We start from the raw sequence: 17,413 nt of genomic DNA, 5'->3' as shown, positions 1-17,413 counted from the left end.
GATGTTTGCGAACGATCGTGCCATGACGGCGCGCGCGCCACAATCGGCCAATCGGGCAATAGCGCTTCGCGATGTCCGCAATGATGATGAGCGGGATCGTTGCGGCGATGCCGCGGGCCGCCCGGCGGAAAACGGGCCGCGAGTATACCGCCGGCGCGGGCATGCCATCGCGCGCCCGCCGGTCGTTCGCCATTAGAATGCCGCCATGAGCAAATCCAGACACGTGTCCGAAACCCCCGCGACCCAGCTGTTGCGCCGCCACGGCGTCGCGTTCGGCGAGCATCCGTACGAATACGTCGAACACGGCGGCACCGGCGAATCGGCGCGCCAGCTCGGCGTCGACGAGCACAGCGTCGTGAAGACGCTCGTGATGGAGGACGAACACGCGAAGCCGCTGATCGTGCTGATGCACGGCGATCGCACCGTGTCGACGAAGAACCTCGCGCGGCAGATCGGCGCGAAGCGCGTCGAGCCGTGCAAGCCCGACGTCGCGAACCGCCACTCGGGTTATCTCGTCGGCGGCACGTCGCCGTTCGGCACGCGCAAGACGATGCCCGTCTACGTCGAGGCGACGATCCTCGAATTGCCGACGATCTACCTGAACGGCGGCCGCCGCGGCTACCTCGTCAGCCTCGCGCCGGCGGTGCTCACGTCGCTGCTCGACGCGCAGCCCGTGCAGTGCGCGAGCGTCGACTGAGGGTTTCACCTTCGTGGCAGCCCGCGCTCGTTCGGTAGAATGGGCGCCGTTTCGGCTTGCCGCGCACAGCCTTCCCTTTACCGATACGTTGAAAGAAGAGTCCTCCGCATGCAGATCCTGCTCGCCGCCCTCGTTGCCTACCTGATCGGTTCGGTGTCGTTCGCCGTCGTCGTCAGCGGTGCGATGGGCCTGGCCGACCCGCGTTCGTACGGGTCGAAGAATCCCGGCGCGACCAACGTGCTGCGCAGCGGCAACAAGAAGGCCGCGATCCTGACGCTCGTCGGCGATGCGTTCAAGGGCTGGATCGCCGTGTGGCTCGCGCGGCGCTTCGGCCTGCCCGACGTCGCGGTCGCCTGGGTGGCGATCGCCGTGTTCCTCGGCCACCTGTATCCGGTGTTCTTCCGCTTCCAGGGCGGCAAGGGCGTCGCGACCGCGGCCGGCGTGCTGCTCGCCGTGCACCCGGTGCTCGGGCTCGCGACCGCGCTGACCTGGCTGATCGTCGCGTTCTTCTCCCGCTATTCGTCGCTCGCGGCGCTGGCGGCGGCCGTGTTCGCGCCGGTGTTCGACGTGTTCCTGTTCGGCACGGGCCACAACCCGGTCGCATGGGCCGTGCTCGCGATGAGCGTGCTGCTCATCTGGCGTCACCGCGGCAATATTTCGAAGCTGCTCGCGGGGCAGGAGAGCCGGATCGGCGACAAGAAGAAGGCGGCCGCCGACGGCGGCGCGCAGGACGGCGGGAAGGCCTGAGGAAGCGGCGTTTGCCGCGCGCCGGGCGCGCCGCGTGTGCGGGGCCCGGCGGGATGACGGATCGGCGGCCGATCAGTCGCGGAAGTTGTTGAAGTCGAGCGGCGTATCGGTCACGTCCTTGCGCAGCATCGCGATCGTGTTCTGCAGGTCGTCGCGCTTCGTGCCCGACACGCGCACCGCGTCGCCCTGGATGCTCGCCTGCACCTTGATCTTGCTGTCCTTCACGAGCCGCACGATCTTCTTCGCGAGATCGCCGGTCACGCCTTTCTTCACGGTGACGATCTGCTTGACCTTGTCGCCGCCGATCTTCTCGACCTTGCCGTAGTCGAGGAAGCGCACGTCGACGTTGCGCTTGGCCAGCTTGCCGATCAGCACGTCCTTGACCTGGCCGAGCTTGAAATCGTCGTCGGCGAACAGCGTCAGCTCGCGTTCCTTCTGCTCGACGCGCGCGTCGGAGCCCTTGAAGTCGAAGCGCGTCGAAATTTCCTTGTTCGACTGCTCGATGGCGTTCTTCACTTCGATCATGTTCGCTTCGGAAACGACGTCGAACGATGGCATGGTTTTCTCCCTTGAGATGCGGGCACCCGGCTCGCGCGCGGGCACTCGCTATAATTGCGGACTGTTTGCCATTTTACCGATGCCCCTCCGTTTGCCCAACACCGGCCATTTGCCGGCCCGGGCCGACGTGACCGCGAATGCCGATGCCTCCTGACGATTCCGCCCTGTCGCTGCTTCCCGACCATCCGCTTGCCGCGCACAACACGTTCGGTATCGACGCGAACGCACGCTTTGCCGCGCGCATCACGCACGCGGCGCAGTTCGAGGCGCTCCATCGCGACCCGCGCGTCGCGAACCTGCCGCAGCTCGTGCTCGGCGGCGGCAGCAATGTCGTGTTCACGCGCGATTTCGACGGCGTCGTGCTGCTCGACGAGATCGCGGGCCGCCGCATCGTGCGCGAGGACGACGACGCGTGGTACGTCGAGGCCGGCGGCGGCGAGAACTGGCACGCGTTCGTCGCGTGGACGCTCGAGCACGGGATGCCGGGCCTCGAGAATCTCGCGCTGATCCCGGGTACCGTCGGTGCCGCGCCGATCCAGAACATCGGCGCGTACGGCCTCGAGATGAAGGGGTATTTCGACTCGCTGGTCGCCGTCGAGCTCGCGACGGGGCGCAGCGAGCGCTTCGACGCCGCGCGCTGCGCGTTTGGCTATCGCGACAGCTTCTTCAAGCGGGAAGGGCGCGGCCGGTTCGCGATCGTGTCGGTGACGTTCCGGCTGCCCAGGCAATGGACGCCGCGGCTCGGCTACGCGGACGTCACGCGCGAGCTCGACGCGCGCGGCATCGCGCCCGATGCGGCGACGCCGCGCGACGTGTTCGATGCGGTCGTCGCGATCCGCCGCGCGAAGCTGCCCGATCCGCTCGTGCTCGGCAACGCAGGCAGTTTCTTCAAGAATCCGGTGATCGATGCCGCGCAGTTCGATGCATTGCGCACCCGCGCGCCCGAGGTCGTGTCGTATCCGCAGCCGGACGGGCAGGTGAAGCTCGCGGCCGGCTGGCTGATCGACCGCTGCGGCTGGAAGGGGCGTGCGATGGGGGCGGCAGCCGTGCACGACCGCCAGGCACTCGTGCTCGTCAATCGCGGCGGCGCGACGGGTGCCGACGTGCTCGCGCTGGCACAGGCAATCCAGCACGACGTGTTCGCGAAATTTGGCGTCGAGCTGGAGCCGGAGCCGGTCTGCCTGTAAGCCGGGCCACGACGCCCGCGTAACGGAGTCGCGCCGGCTTCTGCCGATTCCACACGGCAAACCGTCCTTTTTTCTCGAAGCGCACCGGCGTGTCCCACCTCGCGCCGCACCGCTCGGCGGCGATGCACGCGTCGTGCCGTTCTGCCGCCCGTCCATCCACGCCGTCGCGTCCCCCCCGACCGCCACACCCGTCATTCCCTTGACTCTCATTTAACCTTGAGGTTAAATGAAATCATGCGTTCCACATCCGATTCCCTGTCTGCGGTGTTCTCCGCGCTGGCCGACCCTACCCGGCGCGCGATCCTGGTGCGGCTCGCCGAGGGCGCGGCGCCCGTCGGCGAGCTGGCCCGGCCGTTCGACATGTCCGCACCGGCGATTTCGAAGCACCTTCGCGTGCTGGCGGAGGCGGGGCTGATCGAGAGGGAAGTCAATGCGCGCTGGCGAATCTGCCGGTTGCGCGCGGACGGGATGCGCGATGCGCACGGATGGCTCGAAGCCTATCGGCAATATTGGGAAGAGAGCCTCGATCGACTGACGGCGTTTGTCGAATCGTGCGCGGGCGGCACGGCCGGCGGCGACGCCCCACCACGGCGGGAGAAGTCATGAGTCAGGCAGCGACGTTTCATCTCGAATTGAACCGGTTCATCCGCGCGCCGCGCGAACGTGTTTTCGACGCGTTCACGAACGAAGCCGCGCTGGCGACCTGGCATTGTCCGCGCGGGATGAGCGTGATCGAAGCAAGCGCCGACGCGCGGGTCGGCGGCAAGTACCGCATGGTGATGGGCGGGCGCGACGGTTCGCGCCACATCGCGGGCGGCGAATACCAGAAGGTCGATCGGGTCGACTTTCTGGCGTACACGTGGGCGTGGGAGGCCGGGTCGATGCCGGCCGACCTGAAGACGCTGATCGAGGTCACGTTCACCGACCAGGACGGTGGCACGCATCTGCACATGCGTCACAGCGGCTTTCCGGGCGAGGCCGAGCGCGATTCGCACATGGGCGGGTGGCAATCGGTGTTCAACCGGCTCAACGATCTGCTGGACCCGGAAGGCAGCGCGGGTACCGTCGTCGTGATCGGCGATCCGCGCAGCACCTATTGCCGGACCGTGCGCATGGCGCTCGTCGAAAAGGGCGTCGCGTACACGTTGCAGCCGCTGCCGCCGCATTCGCCGGAAGTGCTCGCGCACAACCCGTTCGGACGCATCCCGGCATTCTGCGACGGTCCGATCGAGTTCTACGAAACGCGTGCGATCCTCGGCTATATCGACGAAGGGTTCGACGGCCCGAGCCTGCTGGCCCAGTGGGGCGTCACCGCGCATGCGCGCGGCGAGCAGTGGATCAGCCTGATCAACTGCCACGCGTACGACGCGATGGTGCGCCGCTACGTGCTGCAGTACGTCTTCCCGAAAGGCGAGAACGGCCAGCCCGATCGCGCGGTGATCGACGCGGCGCTGCCTGAAATCGGCCAGCATCTGCAGGTGTTCGATGCGGCGTACGGCGGGCGCGATTACCTGGTCGGCAGCGCGTTGTCGATGGCGGATCTGTTCCTGGCGCCGATCCTGGCTTACGTGGGCATGTTCCCCGAAGGCGCCGAATTGCTGCGGAAATGCCCGAACGTCACGCGTGCGCAGGCGGTGATGCGCGAGCGGCCAAGCTTCGCCGCGACGCAGCCGGCGCCGGGCTGACGGGGCATCGGCATGAGCACGCATCCCGCGCGGGTGGCGGGAAAATAAAAAGCGCCGGCTGGGCCGGCGCTTATCGCTTGCGACGAGGCCGCGCGCGTCAGTGTTTCAGCCGGCCGAGCAGCAGGAACTCCATCAGCGCTTTCTGCACGTGCAGGCGGTTTTCCGCCTCGTCCCATACGACGCTTTGCGGGCCGTCGATCACGCCGGCCGTCACTTCCTCGCCGCGGTGCGCGGGCAGGCAGTGCATGAACAGCGCGTCCGGGTTCGCGTGGCCCATCATTTCCTCGTCGACGCACCAGTCGGCGAACGCCTTCATCCGCGCTTCGTTCTCGGCTTCGAAACCCATGCTCGTCCACACGTCGGTCGTCACGAGATCGGCGTCCTTGCACGCTTCGTTCGGATCGTCGAACACCTCGTAGAACGGTGCGCTGTCGGGCGACACGAGCTTCATGTCGAGCGCATAGCCCGGCGGCGTCGACAGGCGCAGCTTGAAGCCGAGGATCTGCGCGGCTTCGATCCACGTGTAGAGCATGTTGTTCGCATCGCCGACCCACGCGACGGTCTTGCCGGCGATCGGGCCGCGATGCTCGTAGTACGTGAAGATGTCGGCGAGCACCTGGCACGGGTGGTAATCGTTGGTCAGGCCGTTGATCACCGGCACGCGGGAGTTCTCCGCGAAGCGCTTGATGACGTCCTGCTCGAACGTGCGGATCATGATGATGTCGACCATCCGCGAGATGACCTGCGCGGAATCCTCGACGGGCTCGCCGCGGCCGAGCTGCGTGTCGCGCGTACTCATGAAGACGGCGTGGCCGCCGAGCTGGAAGATCCCGGCCTCGAACGACAGGCGCGTGCGCGTCGAGCTCTTCTCGAAGATCATCGCGAGCGTGCGGTCGTGCAGCGGGTGATAGGTCTCGTAGTTCTTGAACTTGCGCTTCAGGATACCCGTGCGTTCGAGCACGTACTCGTAGTCTTCCAGCGAGAAATCCTTGAACTGCAGGTAGTGACGAATGGTTTTGGCGGTCATGAAGCAAGATACGGCGGGTTTCACCCGGCAGCGAGGCCGGACGGCGCCGCCGTCGGGTGTGGATAACTCAAAGCAGCATAAAGGATTTTCTGTGCTTTGACGAGCCGCGGAGAGAGGCGGGGCACGATCGCCGCGCGCGGCCGGCGGCGCGGGAAGGGGGCGTCGGGACGACGCGCGATGGCGCGCTGCGGTATAATCGAAAAGTTTTCTCCAGCCCGGCAGGCAAGCCTCTTCGCGCTCTGCCGGACACAAGCCGTGCGCTGCACAAATCCGGTGCAGCACACCGGCGGCGCGCATCGACGTCCTGTTTTCGGGATATCCGAATGCTTGTGCCGCCGTCCATTCCAGCTTTGTGTTCGCGTATCCAGGCGCCGTCGCCTGGGCATCGCCGGGCCGTCACTTGGGTAACCACATGGCTGAAACCCCTCCGACCGAATTCTTTATCCAGGGCATCACGAAAGACGGGAAAAAGTTTCGCCCGAGCGACTGGTCGGAACGTCTGGCCGGTGTGATGGCCTGCTTCGGGCCGGGGGCGAGCGGGCCGAATGCGCGTCTCAAGTATTCGCTGTACGTGCGCCCGACGATGCTCGGCGACCTGAAATGCGTGATCCTCGATTCGCGGTTGCGCGACATCGAGCCGATGGCTTTCGATTTCGTGCTGAATTTCGCGAAGGACAACCACCTCGTCGTCACCGAGGCGTGCGAACTGCCGGACTACAGCGCGAAGAAGTGATGCCGACGGGCGAGGGCGCCTGGTGCGCCCGCCCCGGCTGTCGTCGGCCGGCATGATGTCCGGACGACAGACGACAAAAAAGCCCGCCTAGGCGGGCTTTTTTGCGATCGCAGGAAACAGGAGCGCCCGCGTGGGCGGGCGCACCGGAGTTACGCTGCTGCCTGCAGGCCCTTGACGGCTGCGGCCAGGCGGCTCTTGCTGCGAGCGGCCTTGTTCTTGTGAACGATCTTCTTGTCGGCGATCGTGTCGATCGTCTTCACGGCAGCCTTGAACAGATCGGCAGCCTTTGCGTGGTCGCCGGCTTCAACAGCCTTGCGAACCGACTTGATCGCGGTACGGAATTTCGAGCGCAGCGCCGAGTTGTGCGAGTTTGCCTTCGCGGCCTGGCGGGCGCGCTTGCGTGCTTGTGCGGAGTTAGCCATGACGGTTCCTTATCCTGTCCTGTTTCCAGAGCTTGGAGCCTGACGGCCAAGCGCTGCTTTTCGATCCGTCCCCTGAGAACGATTGCCCAGGGGCGCATAAAAAAACGGTGATTTTAACCGAGGCCGGGACATGAAAACGGCAGTTGCCGTGCATGTACGAGCCCAGAAACGGGCGATTATAGCAACAAAATCAAGCGAGTGGCAAGTTCGTCGTGATACCCGTCGGGCGGGGTGCCCGCGGCGGGCGTGCTTTTCGGCATCGGCCGGTGGCCGGGCCACGCAACGTCCGTATAATAAGCGCCCCATGAATCTATTCCGAGCCCTGCTGACGGTCAGCGGCTTCACGCTGCTGTCGCGCGTGACCGGACTGGCCCGCGAGACGCTGATCGCCCGTGCGTTCGGCGCCAGTCAATACACCGACGCGTTCTACGTCGCCTTCCGCATCCCGAACCTGTTGCGCCGCCTTTCTGCTGAAGGCGCGTTCTCGCAGGCGTTCGTGCCGATCCTCGCCGAGTTCAAGAACCAGCAGGGGCACGATGCGACGAAGGCGCTCGTCGACGCGATGTCGACCGTGCTTGCGTGGGCGCTTGCCGTGCTGTCGGTCGCCGGGATCGCCGGTGCGTCGTGGGTCGTGTTCGCGGTCGCGTCCGGCCTGCACACCGACGGCCAGGCGTTCCCGCTCGCGGTCACGATGACGCAGATCATGTTCCCGTACATCGTGTTCATTTCGCTGACGACGCTCGCGTCCGGCGTGCTGAACACGTACAAGAGCTTCTCGTTGCCCGCGTTCGCGCCGGTGCTGCTCAACGTCGCGTTCATCGCCGCGGCCGTGTTCGTCGCGCCGCACCTGAAGGTGCCGGTGTTCGCGCTCGCGTGGGCCGTCATCGTCGGCGGCGTGCTGCAGTTCCTCGTGCAACTGCCGGGCCTGAGGAAGATCGACATGGTGCCGCTGATCGGCCTCAATCCGCTGCGCGCGCTGCGCCATCCCGGCGTGAAGCGCGTGCTCGCGAAGATGGTGCCCGCGACGTTCGCGGTGTCGGTCGCGCAGCTTTCGCTGATCATCAACACCAACATCGCGTCGCGGCTCGGGCAGGGCGCCGTGTCGTGGATCAACTACGCCGACCGCCTGATGGAATTCCCGACGGCGCTGCTCGGCGTCGCGCTCGGCACGATCCTGCTGCCGAGCCTGTCGAAGGCGCACGTCGACGCGGATTCGACTGAATATTCGGCGCTGCTCGACTGGGGGCTGCGCGTCACGTTCCTGCTCGCGGCGCCGAGCGCGCTCGCGCTGTTCTTCTTCGCGACGCCGCTTACCGCGACGCTCTTCAACTACGGCAAGTTCGACGCGCATACCGTCACGATGGTCGCGCGCGCGCTGGCGACCTACGGGATCGGCCTGGTCGGCATCATCCTGATCAAGATCCTCGCGCCGGGCTTCTATGCGAAGCAGGACATCAAGACGCCCGTGAAGATCGCGATCGGCGTGCTGATCGTCACGCAGATCTCGAACTACGTGTTCGTGCCGCTGATCGGCCATGCGGGCCTCACGCTGAGCATCGGCGTCGGTGCGTGCCTGAACTCGCTGCTGCTGTTCCTCGGGCTGCGCAAGCGCGGCATCTACCAGCCGTCGCCGGGCTGGCCGCGCTTCTTCATGCAGCTCGTCGGCGCGACGCTGGTGCTCGCGGGCGTGATGCACTGGTTCTCGATCAGTTTCGACTGGACCGGGATGCGCACGCAGCCGCTCGATCGCATCGCGTTGATGGCCGCGTGCCTCGTGCTGTTCGCTGCACTATATTTCGGTATGTTGTGGGTGATGGGCTTCAAATACGCTTACTTCAGAAGGCGCGCCAAGTGACGACCGCAATGACCCGCGTCCTCGACTACTTCAGCACGCTCGTGGCGGACGACGACAGCCTGCCCGTCACGGAGACCGCGCTGTCGCTGGCGCAGGACGCGTATCCCGACCTCGACCTGCAGGGCACGCTGGCCGAACTCGACATGCTGGCGGCGCGGCTGCGCCGGCGGCTCGCCGACGATGCGGACCTGAAAGGCCGCGTCGCCGCGCTGAACGACTTCTTCTTCCGCGAGCTCGGCTTCGCGTGCAATCACAACGACTACTACGACCCGGATAACAGCCACCTGAACGCCGTGCTGAAGCGGCGGCGCGGGATCCCGATCTCGCTGTCGGTGCTGTACCTGGAGCTTGCCGAGCAGATCGGCGTGCCGGCGCGCGGCGTATCGTTCCCCGGCCATTTCCTGCTGCGCGTCACGCTGCCGGACGGCGACCTGATCATCGATCCGACCAATGGGCATTCGCTGTCCGAAGCCGAGATGGTCGAGATGCTCGAGCCGTACGTCGCGCGTGCGGCCGGCGCGGTCGACAGCGCATTGCGCGCGCTGCTGCAGCCCGCGACGAGCCGCGAGATCATCGCGCGGATGCTGCGCAACCTGAAGACGATCTATCTGCAGACGGAGCGCTGGCAGCGGCTGCTCGCGGTGCAGCAGCGGCTCGTGATCCTGTTGCCCGAACAGCTCGACGAGGTGCGCGATCGCGGTTTCGCGTATGCACGGCTCGACTACCTGCGCCCCGCACTCGAGGATCTCGAGCAGTATCTCGGCGAGCGGCCGGAGGCGGACGATGCGACCGTCGTCGAGTCGCAGGTGACCGAATTGCGGCAGCGGATGCAGCGCGACGGCGAGGACTGAGCCGCCGCGCGACTACCGGAACCCGGAATGAACAACGCCCGCAACGCGGGCGTTTTTTTCATGCGCGCTTACTTCGGCTGCATCCGGATCGCGCCGTCGAGGCGGATCACTTCGCCGTTGAGCATCGGATTCTCGACGATCTGGCGCACCAGCATCGCGTATTCGGCCGGTTTGCCGAGCCGCGGCGGGAACGGCACCATCGCGCCGAGCGCGTGCTGCACGTCCTGCGGCATGCCGAGCAGCATCGGCGTCTCGAACAGGCCGGGCGCGATCGTCATCACACGAATGCCGCTGCGCGACAGGTCGCGCGCGATCGGCAGCGTCATCCCCGCGACGCCGGCCTTCGAGGCCGCGTACGCGGCCTGGCCGATTTGTCCGTCGAATGCGGCGACCGATGCGGTGCTGACGATCACGCCGCGCTCGCCGTCGGCGGTCGGCGCGGTTGCGGCCATCGCGGCCGCCGCGAGCCGGATCATGTTGAACGTGCCGACCAGGTTCACGTTGATCGTCTTCGCGAACACGTCGAGCGGATGCGCGCCGTCCTTGCCGACGGTTTTCGCCGCGGGCGCGATGCCCGCGCAGTTGACGAGGCCGCGCAGCGTGCCCGCGCGCGTCGCCGCGTCGACGGCCGCCTGCGCGTCGGCTTCGCTCGACACGTCGCATCGTACGAATACGCCGCCCAGCTCGGTTGCGAGCGCGATGCCCGCCGCCTCGTTCAAGTCGGCAAGTACGACCTTGCCGCCTGCCTGCGCGAGCATCCGCGCCGTTCCGGCGCCGAGGCCCGATGCGCCGCCCGTGATCAGAAAGACGTTGCCGCGAATCTCCATGACTGTCTCCTTTGTCGACCACCCTTGGCGCTTTAGCGCTTAGGGAGGTCCCATGCAAAGCGTCGACCACCCTTGGCGCTTTAGCGCTTAGGGAGGTCCCATGCAAAGCGGTCGACCACCCTTGGCGCTTTAGCGCTTGGGGAGGTCCCATGCAAAGCGGTTGTGCCGTCCGATGCGAAGCGATCGGTTGAAAAGCCGTGCGCCGGTTGGCGGCGCGCATGCATCCGACCGATTGTACGAGGCGCCATCGCGCGGCGGCGAGACAAGCACGATCGTGCTTGTCTCGGCCGGGCGAAAAAAAAGCCGCCCGGACAGGGCGGCTCGCGGTGCGCGACGCAGTGCTTACTTCAGTGCGTCGAACGCACGCTCGCGGATTTCCTCGACGGTGCCGAGGCCCGAGATCTTGCGATACTGCGGTGCCTTCAGGCCGTTTTCCTCGCCGCGCTGCGCCCAGTCGCCGTAGTACTTGATCAGCGGCTTGGTCTGCGCTTCGTACACTTCGAGACGCTTCTTGACGGTTTCTTCCTTGTCGTCGTCGCGCTGGATCAGCGGTTCGCCCGTCACGTCGTCCTGGCCCTCGACCTTCGGCGGGTTGAACTTGACGTGGTACGTGCGGCCCGATGCCGGGTGCGTGCGGCGGCCGCTCATGCGCTCGATGATTTCCGAGAACGGCACGTCGATTTCGAGCACGTAGTCGATCGCGACGCCGGCGTCCTTCATCGCATCGGCCTGCGCGATCGTGCGCGGGAAGCCGTCGAACAGATAGCCGTTCGCGCAATCGGATTCCTTCAGGCGCTCCTTGACGAGGCCGATGATCAGGTCGTCGGTCACGAGCTTGCCTTCATCCATGAAGCGCTTCGCTTCGATGCCGAGCGGCGTGCCGGCCTTCACGGCCGCGCGCAGCATGTCGCCCGTCGAGATTTGCGGGATGCCGAACTTTTCCTTGATGAAGTTTGCCTGGGTGCCCTTTCCCGCGCCGGGCGCGCCCAACAGGATCAAACGCATGGTGATATCTCCAAGTATGTAGATTCGTGTGGCGAGCTTCAAAGGCGCCGGCGACTGCGTGCGCGGGGCTTGCCTGGCGCGCGACGGACCGGTCTGATGCGGCGCGTCGGCTTCGGCGACGCGCGGCTGCCGGCAAGGCCGCGGGCGGGGTCAAGCGAGGACGCGCTGGTCGCGGACGGCTCGCACAATCGCCTGATTATGCCACGGGTTATTTTGAACCCGGCTGAAAAAGGGCCTGCACGCGCGCGAGATCGGCCGGCGTGTCGATGCCGGCTTCGGGCGCGGACTCGGTGATCAGCACTGCGATGCGCTCGCCGTGCCAGAGCGCGCGCAGCTGTTCGAGCTGCTCGGCCTGTTCGATCGGCGCCTGCGCGAGCGACGGATACGTGCGCAGGAAACGCGCGCGATATGCATAGAGGCCGATGTGCCGGTAGACCGGAAATGCCGGGGCCGGCATGGCCGAGACGTCGGGCCAGTGCGGCTGGTATGCGTCGCGGCTCCACGGAATCGGCGCGCGCGAGAAGTACAGCGCGACGCTGTGCGCGTCGAGCGCGACCTTCACGACGTTCGGGTTGAACACGTCGGCCGCGTCGTGGATCGGGTGTGCCGCGGTCGCGATCGCGCAGGCCGGATGTGAGGCCAGGTGCGACGCTACGTCGCGCACGAGCACGGGGTCGATCAGCGGCTCGTCGCCCTGCACGTTGACGACGACGGTGTCGTCGCTCCACCCGAACGTCGCCGCGACTTCCGCGAGCCGGTCGGTGCCGGACGGATGGTCGGCACGCGTCAGCACCGCTTCGAAGCCGTGATCGCGCGCCGCATCGAGCACGCTCTGCGCGTCGGATGCGACGAGCACCTGCTGCGCGCCCGCTTCGCGCGCGCGCTCGGCGACGCGCACGACCATCGGCTTGCCGCCGAGATCGGCGAGCGGCTTGTTCGGGAGGCGCGTCGACGCGAGCCGGGCGGGAATGACGGCGATGAAGGGTTGCGGGTGAGTCATCGGGGGTGAGCGGTGAGAGGGACGGGGCGGGTGGCGCGTCCGGAGCCGGTCGCCCGGCGGGGTTCGGCGACCGGGCGCGGCCGGGTCGCCTTCAAGCGATTGCGCGGCTTAGCGGCCGGCTGGGTCGACCGGCGTGCCTTCGACGGTCTGGCGTGCTTCGTCGACGAGCATCACGGGGATGCCGTCGCGGATCGGGTACGCGAGCTTGTCCGCGTTGCAGATCAGCTCCTGCGCGGCACGGTCATAGTGGAGCGGGCCTTTGCAGATAGGGCACACAATGATTTCAAGCAGGCGAGCGTCCACGGAGTTTCTCCACAACGAGGGCAATGAGGCGAGGGTCGAGCGCGGCTTCGACGGGGACGACCCACAGTCGAGCGTCGCGCCAGGAAGCGCCCAATTTTACTGCATCCTTCTCGGTGATCAGGATCGCATCGACGGCGTCGTCGACGAACGGATTGTCGGCGAACGCGTAGTGGTCCGGCAGTGCCCGCGTCGCCGGCGCGAGACCGGCCGCGCGCAGCGTCGCGAAGAAGCGCTCCGGCGCGCCGATGCCGGCGGCCGCGAGCACGCGCTCGTGCGCGAACTGCGACAGCGGGCGGCGCAGCGCGGGCTGGTCGAGGTGCCACGCGGCGCCCGGCGTGAGCGCGAGCGCGTAGGTGTCGGGCCACGGCGGCAGCGCGCCGCTGTACGGGTCGTTGACGAGCGTGGCGTCGCGGTGCCGCGACAGCGGCTCGCGCAGCGGGCCGGCCGGCAGCAGGAAGCCGTTGCCGCCGAGCCGGTGGTCGAACACGACGAGCTCGACCGTGCGCGCGAGGCGGTAGTGCTGCAGGCCGTCGTCGCTGACGATCACGTCGACGTCCGGATGCGCGGCGCGCAGCGCCTGCGCGGCCGCGACGCGGTCGGGGCACACCCAGACGGGCGCGCCGGTGCGGCGCGCGATCAGCAGCGGCTCGTCGCCGCCCACGCTTGCGCGCGATGCGGGGGTGACGGCGGTCGGCGCTTTCACGGTCGCGCCGTAGCCGCGCGACACGACGCCGGGCGTGAAGCCGGCCGCGCGCAACGCGTCGACGAGCGCGATCACGGTCGGTGTCTTGCCGGTGCCGCCGACGGTCACGTTGCCGACCACGACGACGGGCACGCCGACGTCGACCGGCTTCTTCCAGCCCTGTGTGTACGCGGTGCGCCGCAGCGCCGCGCACAGGCCGAACACGCATGCGAACGGCGTGAGCGCCCACGCGAGTGCGCCGCGCCGCTGCCATTCGCGTGTCAGGCGCGCTTCGAGCCGGCCGAGCGGGCCGCCGGGCGCGCTCATCGGGCCGGGCGCGGCGCGTCGTGCGCCGCGGCGTGGGACGGATTCGTCAAGGCGGATTCTCCGTTGGGCGGCGCATGCCGCGGGGTCTGCGGAAGGCGGCACTCTAGCGTGCCACATGCGGACGCGGCAAGCGCCACCGGCCGACGCAGCCTGCGGGGCCGAATCGCGACGGGCTGTGGATAACTCTGTGAAGAACTCCCCGGTCGATGGCCTCAAACGCCCGTCGGGTGGACCTCGAATCGGATGGGAATCATTTGGAAAGGTTTAAAAAACGATAAAAAACAATGTGTTATCGCGAATCGTCTGGGTTTTTCCGCGGTTTTCGAGCGTTTTACTTGGACGATTGCCAAAGTGTGGACACCTTCCGCGCGTCGCGGCGCATGCGGTCGGTGCTGGACGCCGCGCGCGTGTCGGACTATCGTGTCGCCGCCAGCATTCATCCGACCGTCCATGCCTTCCGACTCCCCTTTTGCCGCACCGGGCGCGACCCGCAGCGGCGACGAAGTGATTCCCGTTTCGGCGCTCAATCGCGCGATTTCGACGATGCTCGAGCGCTCGTTTCCGCTGCTGTGGATTTCGGGCGAAGTATCGAATTTCACGCGCGCCGCGAGCGGCCACTGGTATTTCTCGATCAAGGACCAGCAGGCGCAGATGCGCTGCGTGATGTTCCGCGGCCGTGCCCAATACGCGGAATTCACGCCGCGCGAAGGCGACCGGATCGAGGTGCGTGCGGTCGTCACGATGTACGAGCCGCGCGGCGAAGTGCAGCTCAACGTCGAGGCCGTGCGGCGCACCGGGCAGGGGCGCCTGTACGAGGCGTTCCTGCGGCTGAAGGCGCAGCTCGAAGGCGAGGGCCTGTTCGCACCCGAGCGCAAGCGGCCGCTGCCGGCCCACCCGCGCGCGATCGGCATCGTCACGTCGCTGCAGGCCGCCGCGCTGCGCGACGTGCTGACCACGCTTGCGCGCCGCGCGCCGCACATTCCGGTGATCGTCTATCCGGCGCCCGTGCAGGGTGCCGGCTCCGCCGAAAAGCTCGTTGCGGCCGTCGAGGCCGCGAATGCGCGGCGCGAGGTCGACGTGCTGCTGGTCTGCCGCGGCGGCGGCTCGATCGAGGATCTGTGGTCGTTCAACGACGAAGCGCTGGCGCGCGCGATCGCGGCGAGCGAACTGCCGGTCGTCAGCGGCGTCGGGCACGAAACCGATTTCACGATCGCGGACTTCGCGGCCGACGTGCGCGCGCCGACGCCGACCGGCGCGGCCGAACTCGCGAGCCCGCAGCGCGCGCTGCTGCTGCGCGAGGTCGGCGACCGCCAGCGTGCGCTCGCGCGCGGCATGGAGCGCCGGCTCGAACAGCGCGCGCAGCAGCTCGACTGGCTTGCGCGCCGGCTCGTGAGCCCGGCCGAGCGGCTGCAGCGGCAGCGCACGCACGTCGAGCAGCTCGCGGTGCGGCTCGCGTCGGCGGCGTCGCGGCCGGTGCGCGACGCACGCGCGCGCTTCGCGCTCGCGCAGTTGCGCTGGCAGCGCGCGCGGCCCGATCCGTCACAGGCGCGCCAGGCGCTCGCGGGGCTGTCGCAGCGTCTCGCGGTTGCATTGCAGCGCCGTCACGAACGCGACACGGCACGTGTGTCAGCCTGTGCGGCGCGGCTCGAGGTGCTGAGCCCGCAGCGTACGCTCGAGCGCGGCTATGCGGCGCTCATCGATGCGCAGACGGGCCGCGCGGTGCGCGCGCCGAGCGCGCTGAAGCCGCAGCGTCGCCTGACCGTGCATCTCGCCGAAGGGGCGGCCGACGTCACGCTCGCCGACGTGCAGCCGCGCCTGACCGATACGATCTGACGTTAACCGGCGCACGCGAAGCGACGGGTCGAAACGGGCGTCCCGCGGACGGGAACGGATGCTGCGCATCGCCGGTTCGTCCTGCCGGACGATGCGCGAACATCGCTTTTCCGCATACCGCGGATAAATGGCCCGTGAGTTTGCGGGGTTATTCGTCCTCGCCTACAATCGGACGCTCGGCAGCATTCAACACAAGCCCCCCTACATACTCAACGAAGGAATCGCCATGGCTCATACGCTCCCGCCGCTCCCGTACGCTGAAGACGCACTCGCGCCGACCATCTCGCTCGAGACGATCCAGTACCACTACGGCAAGCACCATCAGGCTTATGTGACGAACCTGAACAATCTGATCCCGGGCACGGAATTCGAAAACCTGTCGCTGGAAGAGATCGTGAAGAAGTCGTCGGGCGGCATCTTCAACAACGCCGCGCAAATCTGGAACCACACGTTCTTCTGGAACAGCCTGTCGCCGAACGGCGGCGGCGCACCGACGGGCGCGCTGGGCGACGCGATCAATGCGAAGTGGGGTTCGTACGACGCATTCAAGGAAGCGTTCACGAAGGCTGCAGTCGGCACGTTCGGTTCGGGCTGGGCATGGCTGGTGAAGAAGGCTGACGGTTCGCTCGACATCGTGTCGACGAGCAACGCAGCGACGCCGCTGACGACCGCCGACAAGGCACTGCTGACGATCGACGTGTGGGAACACGCGTACTACATCGACTACCGCAACGCACGTCCGAAGTTCGTCGAAGCGTTCTGGAACATCGTGAACTGGGACTTCGCAGCGAAGAACTTCGCGTAAGTCCGGCGCCTGCGCGCTTCTACGGCGCGCGGCACCCACGAAAAAGCCCTCGAAACGAGGGCTTTTTTGTTTTTGTCCGGCAGGCTCGTGCCGAGCTCGCGAACACGATGGCGCCGCGCCGCGTGTCAGCCGTTGCGCGGCGTTCAGTGCGTACCGTCGCCCAGCCCGCTCGCGCGGCGCAACGCGTCGATGTCGACGAGTTCGATCTCGCCGACATGCAGCCGTACGACGCCGTCGGCCTGCAGCGCCTTCAGCAGCTGGTTGGTGGTCTGACGCGTCAGCGACAGCATCGACGCGAGCGTTTCCTGCGACAGCCGTACGCTTGTGCGTCCGGCGCTGATGCCGCCGTAGCCTTCGGCGATCATCAGCAGGCGCGCGGCGAGCCGCTGCGCGGCCGGCATCACGCTCATCGATTCGACGGTGAGGAAGCTCAGGCGCAGCTTTTGCGCCATCAGCAGCGCGAACTGCCGCCAGTATTGCGGCGTCGCGGCGAGAATCGCGAGCAGCGCGGCCTGCGGCACGTGCAGCAGCAGCGCGTCGTCGAGCGCGATCGCGTCGTGCGTGCGCGGCTGGCCGTCGAACAGCGCGATTTCGCCGAACCACGTGACGGGCTCGGCGACCGTCAGCAGCGCTTCCTTGCCCTGCGGGTCGACCGCACCTATCGTGAGTGAACCGGCCAGTACCGCGTACAGCCCGCACGGCGGGTCGCCGCGCCGGAACAGCGCGTGACCGGCCGGCAGGCGGCGCAGCGCCGCACGGCCGAGCAGGTCCGCGCGCAACGCGGGCGGCAGCGCGGCGAACCACGGGTTCGTTTCAATCTGCGGCAGGTAGGGGGCGAGCGACGAGGGCATGGTCACGCGATGTCGGGT

Annotated in this window: 19 protein-coding genes; 10 read left to right on the top strand and 9 right to left on the bottom strand. The window is 67.3% G+C overall.

Annotation, left to right across the window (positions count from 1 at the left end; genetic code table 11):
- The first annotated feature begins 205 nt into the window (after positions 1 to 205).
- Positions 206 to 697: a Cys-tRNA(Pro) deacylase gene (ybaK, locus tag LXM88_RS18875; RefSeq protein ID WP_262536034.1), complete on the top strand. Its 492-nt coding sequence runs from the start codon at positions 206 to 208 to the stop codon at positions 695 to 697.
- A gap of 108 nt (positions 698 to 805) precedes the next feature.
- Positions 806 to 1,444 (top strand): glycerol-3-phosphate 1-O-acyltransferase PlsY, encoded by a 639-nt coding sequence (gene plsY, locus LXM88_RS18870; RefSeq protein ID WP_262536033.1) that lies wholly within the window; start codon positions 806 to 808, stop codon positions 1,442 to 1,444.
- Between the two features lie 72 nt (positions 1,445 to 1,516).
- On the opposite strand, the gene LXM88_RS18865 is transcribed toward plsY, so the two are convergent.
- Entirely contained in the window at positions 1,517 to 2,002 is a 486-nt protein-coding gene (locus tag LXM88_RS18865) for a YajQ family cyclic di-GMP-binding protein (RefSeq protein ID WP_262536031.1), read from the bottom strand.
- Between the two features lie 137 nt (positions 2,003 to 2,139).
- Between LXM88_RS18865 and murB the strand changes: the two genes are divergently transcribed.
- From murB to LXM88_RS18850, 3 genes are all read left to right on the top strand, one after another.
- Positions 2,140 to 3,189: a UDP-N-acetylmuramate dehydrogenase gene (gene murB / locus LXM88_RS18860; protein ID WP_262536029.1), complete on the top strand. Its 1,050-nt coding sequence runs from the start codon at positions 2,140 to 2,142 to the stop codon at positions 3,187 to 3,189.
- Between the two features lie 234 nt (positions 3,190 to 3,423).
- The gene (locus tag LXM88_RS18855) at positions 3,424 to 3,795 is read left to right on the top strand and encodes an ArsR/SmtB family transcription factor (RefSeq protein ID WP_262536028.1); all 372 of its coding nucleotides are present in this window, start codon (positions 3,424 to 3,426) and stop codon (positions 3,793 to 3,795) included.
- Complete coding sequence (locus tag LXM88_RS18850) at positions 3,792 to 4,874, top strand: SRPBCC domain-containing protein (RefSeq protein WP_262536027.1); 1,083 nt, start codon at positions 3,792 to 3,794, stop codon at positions 4,872 to 4,874. Before LXM88_RS18855 ends, LXM88_RS18850 begins: the two co-directional genes overlap by 4 nt.
- Before the next feature lie 97 nt (positions 4,875 to 4,971).
- Here the strand turns inward: LXM88_RS18850 and argF are convergent, their stop codons facing one another.
- Positions 4,972 to 5,901: an ornithine carbamoyltransferase gene (gene argF, locus LXM88_RS18845; RefSeq protein ID WP_262536025.1), complete on the bottom strand. Its 930-nt coding sequence runs from the start codon at positions 5,899 to 5,901 to the stop codon at positions 4,972 to 4,974.
- 412 nt (positions 5,902 to 6,313) lie between these two features.
- Here argF and LXM88_RS18840 point away from each other — a divergent pair, with 412 nt between their 5' ends.
- The gene (locus tag LXM88_RS18840; RefSeq protein WP_262536023.1) at positions 6,314 to 6,634 is read left to right on the top strand and encodes a DUF3579 domain-containing protein; all 321 of its coding nucleotides are present in this window, start codon (positions 6,314 to 6,316) and stop codon (positions 6,632 to 6,634) included.
- Positions 6,635 to 6,783: 149 nt separating this feature from the next.
- Here the strand turns inward: LXM88_RS18840 and rpsT are convergent, their stop codons facing one another.
- Entirely contained in the window at positions 6,784 to 7,056 is a 273-nt protein-coding gene (gene rpsT / locus LXM88_RS18835) for a 30S ribosomal protein S20 (RefSeq protein WP_047898858.1), read from the bottom strand.
- A 304-nt stretch (positions 7,057 to 7,360) separates the two neighbouring features.
- Here rpsT and murJ point away from each other — a divergent pair, with 304 nt between their 5' ends.
- Together murJ and LXM88_RS18825 are read left to right on the top strand one after the other, a co-directional pair.
- Entirely contained in the window at positions 7,361 to 8,911 is a 1,551-nt protein-coding gene (murJ, locus tag LXM88_RS18830; protein ID WP_262536021.1) for a murein biosynthesis integral membrane protein MurJ, read from the top strand.
- A gap of 8 nt (positions 8,912 to 8,919) precedes the next feature.
- On the top strand, positions 8,920 to 9,762 hold the full coding sequence (locus tag LXM88_RS18825; protein WP_034190561.1) for a SirB1 family protein: 843 nt from the start codon (positions 8,920 to 8,922) through the stop codon (positions 9,760 to 9,762).
- A 68-nt stretch (positions 9,763 to 9,830) separates the two neighbouring features.
- Here the strand turns inward: LXM88_RS18825 and LXM88_RS18820 are convergent, their stop codons facing one another.
- From LXM88_RS18820 to lpxK, 5 genes are all read right to left on the bottom strand, one after another.
- Positions 9,831 to 10,589 (bottom strand): SDR family NAD(P)-dependent oxidoreductase, encoded by a 759-nt coding sequence (locus tag LXM88_RS18820; RefSeq protein ID WP_262536019.1) that lies wholly within the window; start codon positions 10,587 to 10,589, stop codon positions 9,831 to 9,833.
- Between the two features lie 342 nt (positions 10,590 to 10,931).
- A complete protein-coding gene (adk, locus tag LXM88_RS18815) occupies positions 10,932 to 11,594 on the bottom strand; it encodes an adenylate kinase (RefSeq protein WP_047898855.1) in 663 nt (220 codons plus the stop codon).
- Positions 11,595 to 11,802: 208 nt separating this feature from the next.
- Positions 11,803 to 12,594, bottom strand: a complete 792-nt coding sequence (gene kdsB, locus LXM88_RS18810) for a 3-deoxy-manno-octulosonate cytidylyltransferase (RefSeq protein ID WP_262536016.1) — start codon at positions 12,592 to 12,594, stop codon at positions 11,803 to 11,805.
- Positions 12,595 to 12,702: 108 nt separating this feature from the next.
- Positions 12,703 to 12,897 carry a Trm112 family protein gene (locus tag LXM88_RS18805; protein ID WP_006482216.1) on the bottom strand — a complete coding sequence of 65 codons (195 nt, stop codon included), beginning with the start codon at positions 12,895 to 12,897 and terminating at the stop codon, positions 12,703 to 12,705.
- A complete protein-coding gene (gene lpxK / locus LXM88_RS18800) occupies positions 12,878 to 13,906 on the bottom strand; it encodes a tetraacyldisaccharide 4'-kinase (RefSeq protein WP_262535984.1) in 1,029 nt (342 codons plus the stop codon). Before lpxK ends, LXM88_RS18805 begins: the two co-directional genes overlap by 20 nt.
- Positions 13,907 to 14,356: 450 nt before the next feature.
- Here lpxK and xseA point away from each other — a divergent pair, with 450 nt between their 5' ends.
- Together xseA and sodB are read left to right on the top strand one after the other, a co-directional pair.
- Positions 14,357 to 15,739 (top strand): exodeoxyribonuclease VII large subunit, encoded by a 1,383-nt coding sequence (xseA, locus tag LXM88_RS18795; RefSeq protein WP_262535982.1) that lies wholly within the window; start codon positions 14,357 to 14,359, stop codon positions 15,737 to 15,739.
- Positions 15,740 to 15,965: 226 nt separating this feature from the next.
- A complete protein-coding gene (gene sodB, locus LXM88_RS18790) occupies positions 15,966 to 16,544 on the top strand; it encodes a superoxide dismutase [Fe] (RefSeq protein WP_011352986.1) in 579 nt (192 codons plus the stop codon).
- A gap of 143 nt (positions 16,545 to 16,687) precedes the next feature.
- Here the strand turns inward: sodB and LXM88_RS18785 are convergent, their stop codons facing one another.
- Positions 16,688 to 17,395, bottom strand: a complete 708-nt coding sequence (locus LXM88_RS18785; RefSeq protein ID WP_262542875.1) for a Crp/Fnr family transcriptional regulator — start codon at positions 17,393 to 17,395, stop codon at positions 16,688 to 16,690.
- Positions 17,396 to 17,413 lie beyond the last annotated feature (18 nt).

This window comes from Burkholderia sp. S-53, assembly GCF_025560745.1.
GTDB classification, from domain to species: domain Bacteria; phylum Pseudomonadota; class Gammaproteobacteria; order Burkholderiales; family Burkholderiaceae; genus Burkholderia; species Burkholderia pyrrocinia.
This window is presented reverse-complemented; position numbering and strand designations above follow the sequence as displayed.

Bases quoted from the DNA above. Each gene is read 5' to 3' on its own strand.
- LXM88_RS18840 (WP_262536023.1), top strand. From the start codon at position 6,314: ATGGCTGAAACCCCTCCGACCGAATTCTTTATCCAGGGCATCACGAAA.
- LXM88_RS18820 (WP_262536019.1), bottom strand. From the start codon at position 10,589: ATGGAGATTCGCGGCAACGTCTTTCTGATCACGGGCGGCGCATCGGGC.
- lpxK (WP_262535984.1), bottom strand. From the start codon at position 13,906: ATGAGCGCGCCCGGCGGCCCGCTCGGCCGGCTCGAAGCGCGCCTGACA.
- LXM88_RS18850 (WP_262536027.1), top strand. From the start codon at position 3,792: ATGAGTCAGGCAGCGACGTTTCATCTCGAATTGAACCGGTTCATCCGC.
- murJ (WP_262536021.1), top strand. From the start codon at position 7,361: ATGAATCTATTCCGAGCCCTGCTGACGGTCAGCGGCTTCACGCTGCTG.
- murB (WP_262536029.1), top strand. From the start codon at position 2,140: ATGCCGATGCCTCCTGACGATTCCGCCCTGTCGCTGCTTCCCGACCAT.
- LXM88_RS18855 (WP_262536028.1), top strand. From the start codon at position 3,424: ATGCGTTCCACATCCGATTCCCTGTCTGCGGTGTTCTCCGCGCTGGCC.
- LXM88_RS18785 (WP_262542875.1), bottom strand. From the start codon at position 17,395: ATGCCCTCGTCGCTCGCCCCCTACCTGCCGCAGATTGAAACGAACCCG.
- adk (WP_047898855.1), bottom strand. From the start codon at position 11,594: ATGCGTTTGATCCTGTTGGGCGCGCCCGGCGCGGGAAAGGGCACCCAG.
- rpsT (WP_047898858.1), bottom strand. From the start codon at position 7,056: ATGGCTAACTCCGCACAAGCACGCAAGCGCGCCCGCCAGGCCGCGAAG.
- plsY (WP_262536033.1), top strand. From the start codon at position 806: ATGCAGATCCTGCTCGCCGCCCTCGTTGCCTACCTGATCGGTTCGGTG.
- xseA (WP_262535982.1), top strand. From the start codon at position 14,357: ATGCCTTCCGACTCCCCTTTTGCCGCACCGGGCGCGACCCGCAGCGGC.
- LXM88_RS18825 (WP_034190561.1), top strand. From the start codon at position 8,920: ATGACCCGCGTCCTCGACTACTTCAGCACGCTCGTGGCGGACGACGAC.
- kdsB (WP_262536016.1), bottom strand. From the start codon at position 12,594: ATGACTCACCCGCAACCCTTCATCGCCGTCATTCCCGCCCGGCTCGCG.
- sodB (WP_011352986.1), top strand. From the start codon at position 15,966: ATGGCTCATACGCTCCCGCCGCTCCCGTACGCTGAAGACGCACTCGCG.
- LXM88_RS18865 (WP_262536031.1), bottom strand. From the start codon at position 2,002: ATGCCATCGTTCGACGTCGTTTCCGAAGCGAACATGATCGAAGTGAAG.
- ybaK (WP_262536034.1), top strand. From the start codon at position 206: ATGAGCAAATCCAGACACGTGTCCGAAACCCCCGCGACCCAGCTGTTG.
- argF (WP_262536025.1), bottom strand. From the start codon at position 5,901: ATGACCGCCAAAACCATTCGTCACTACCTGCAGTTCAAGGATTTCTCG.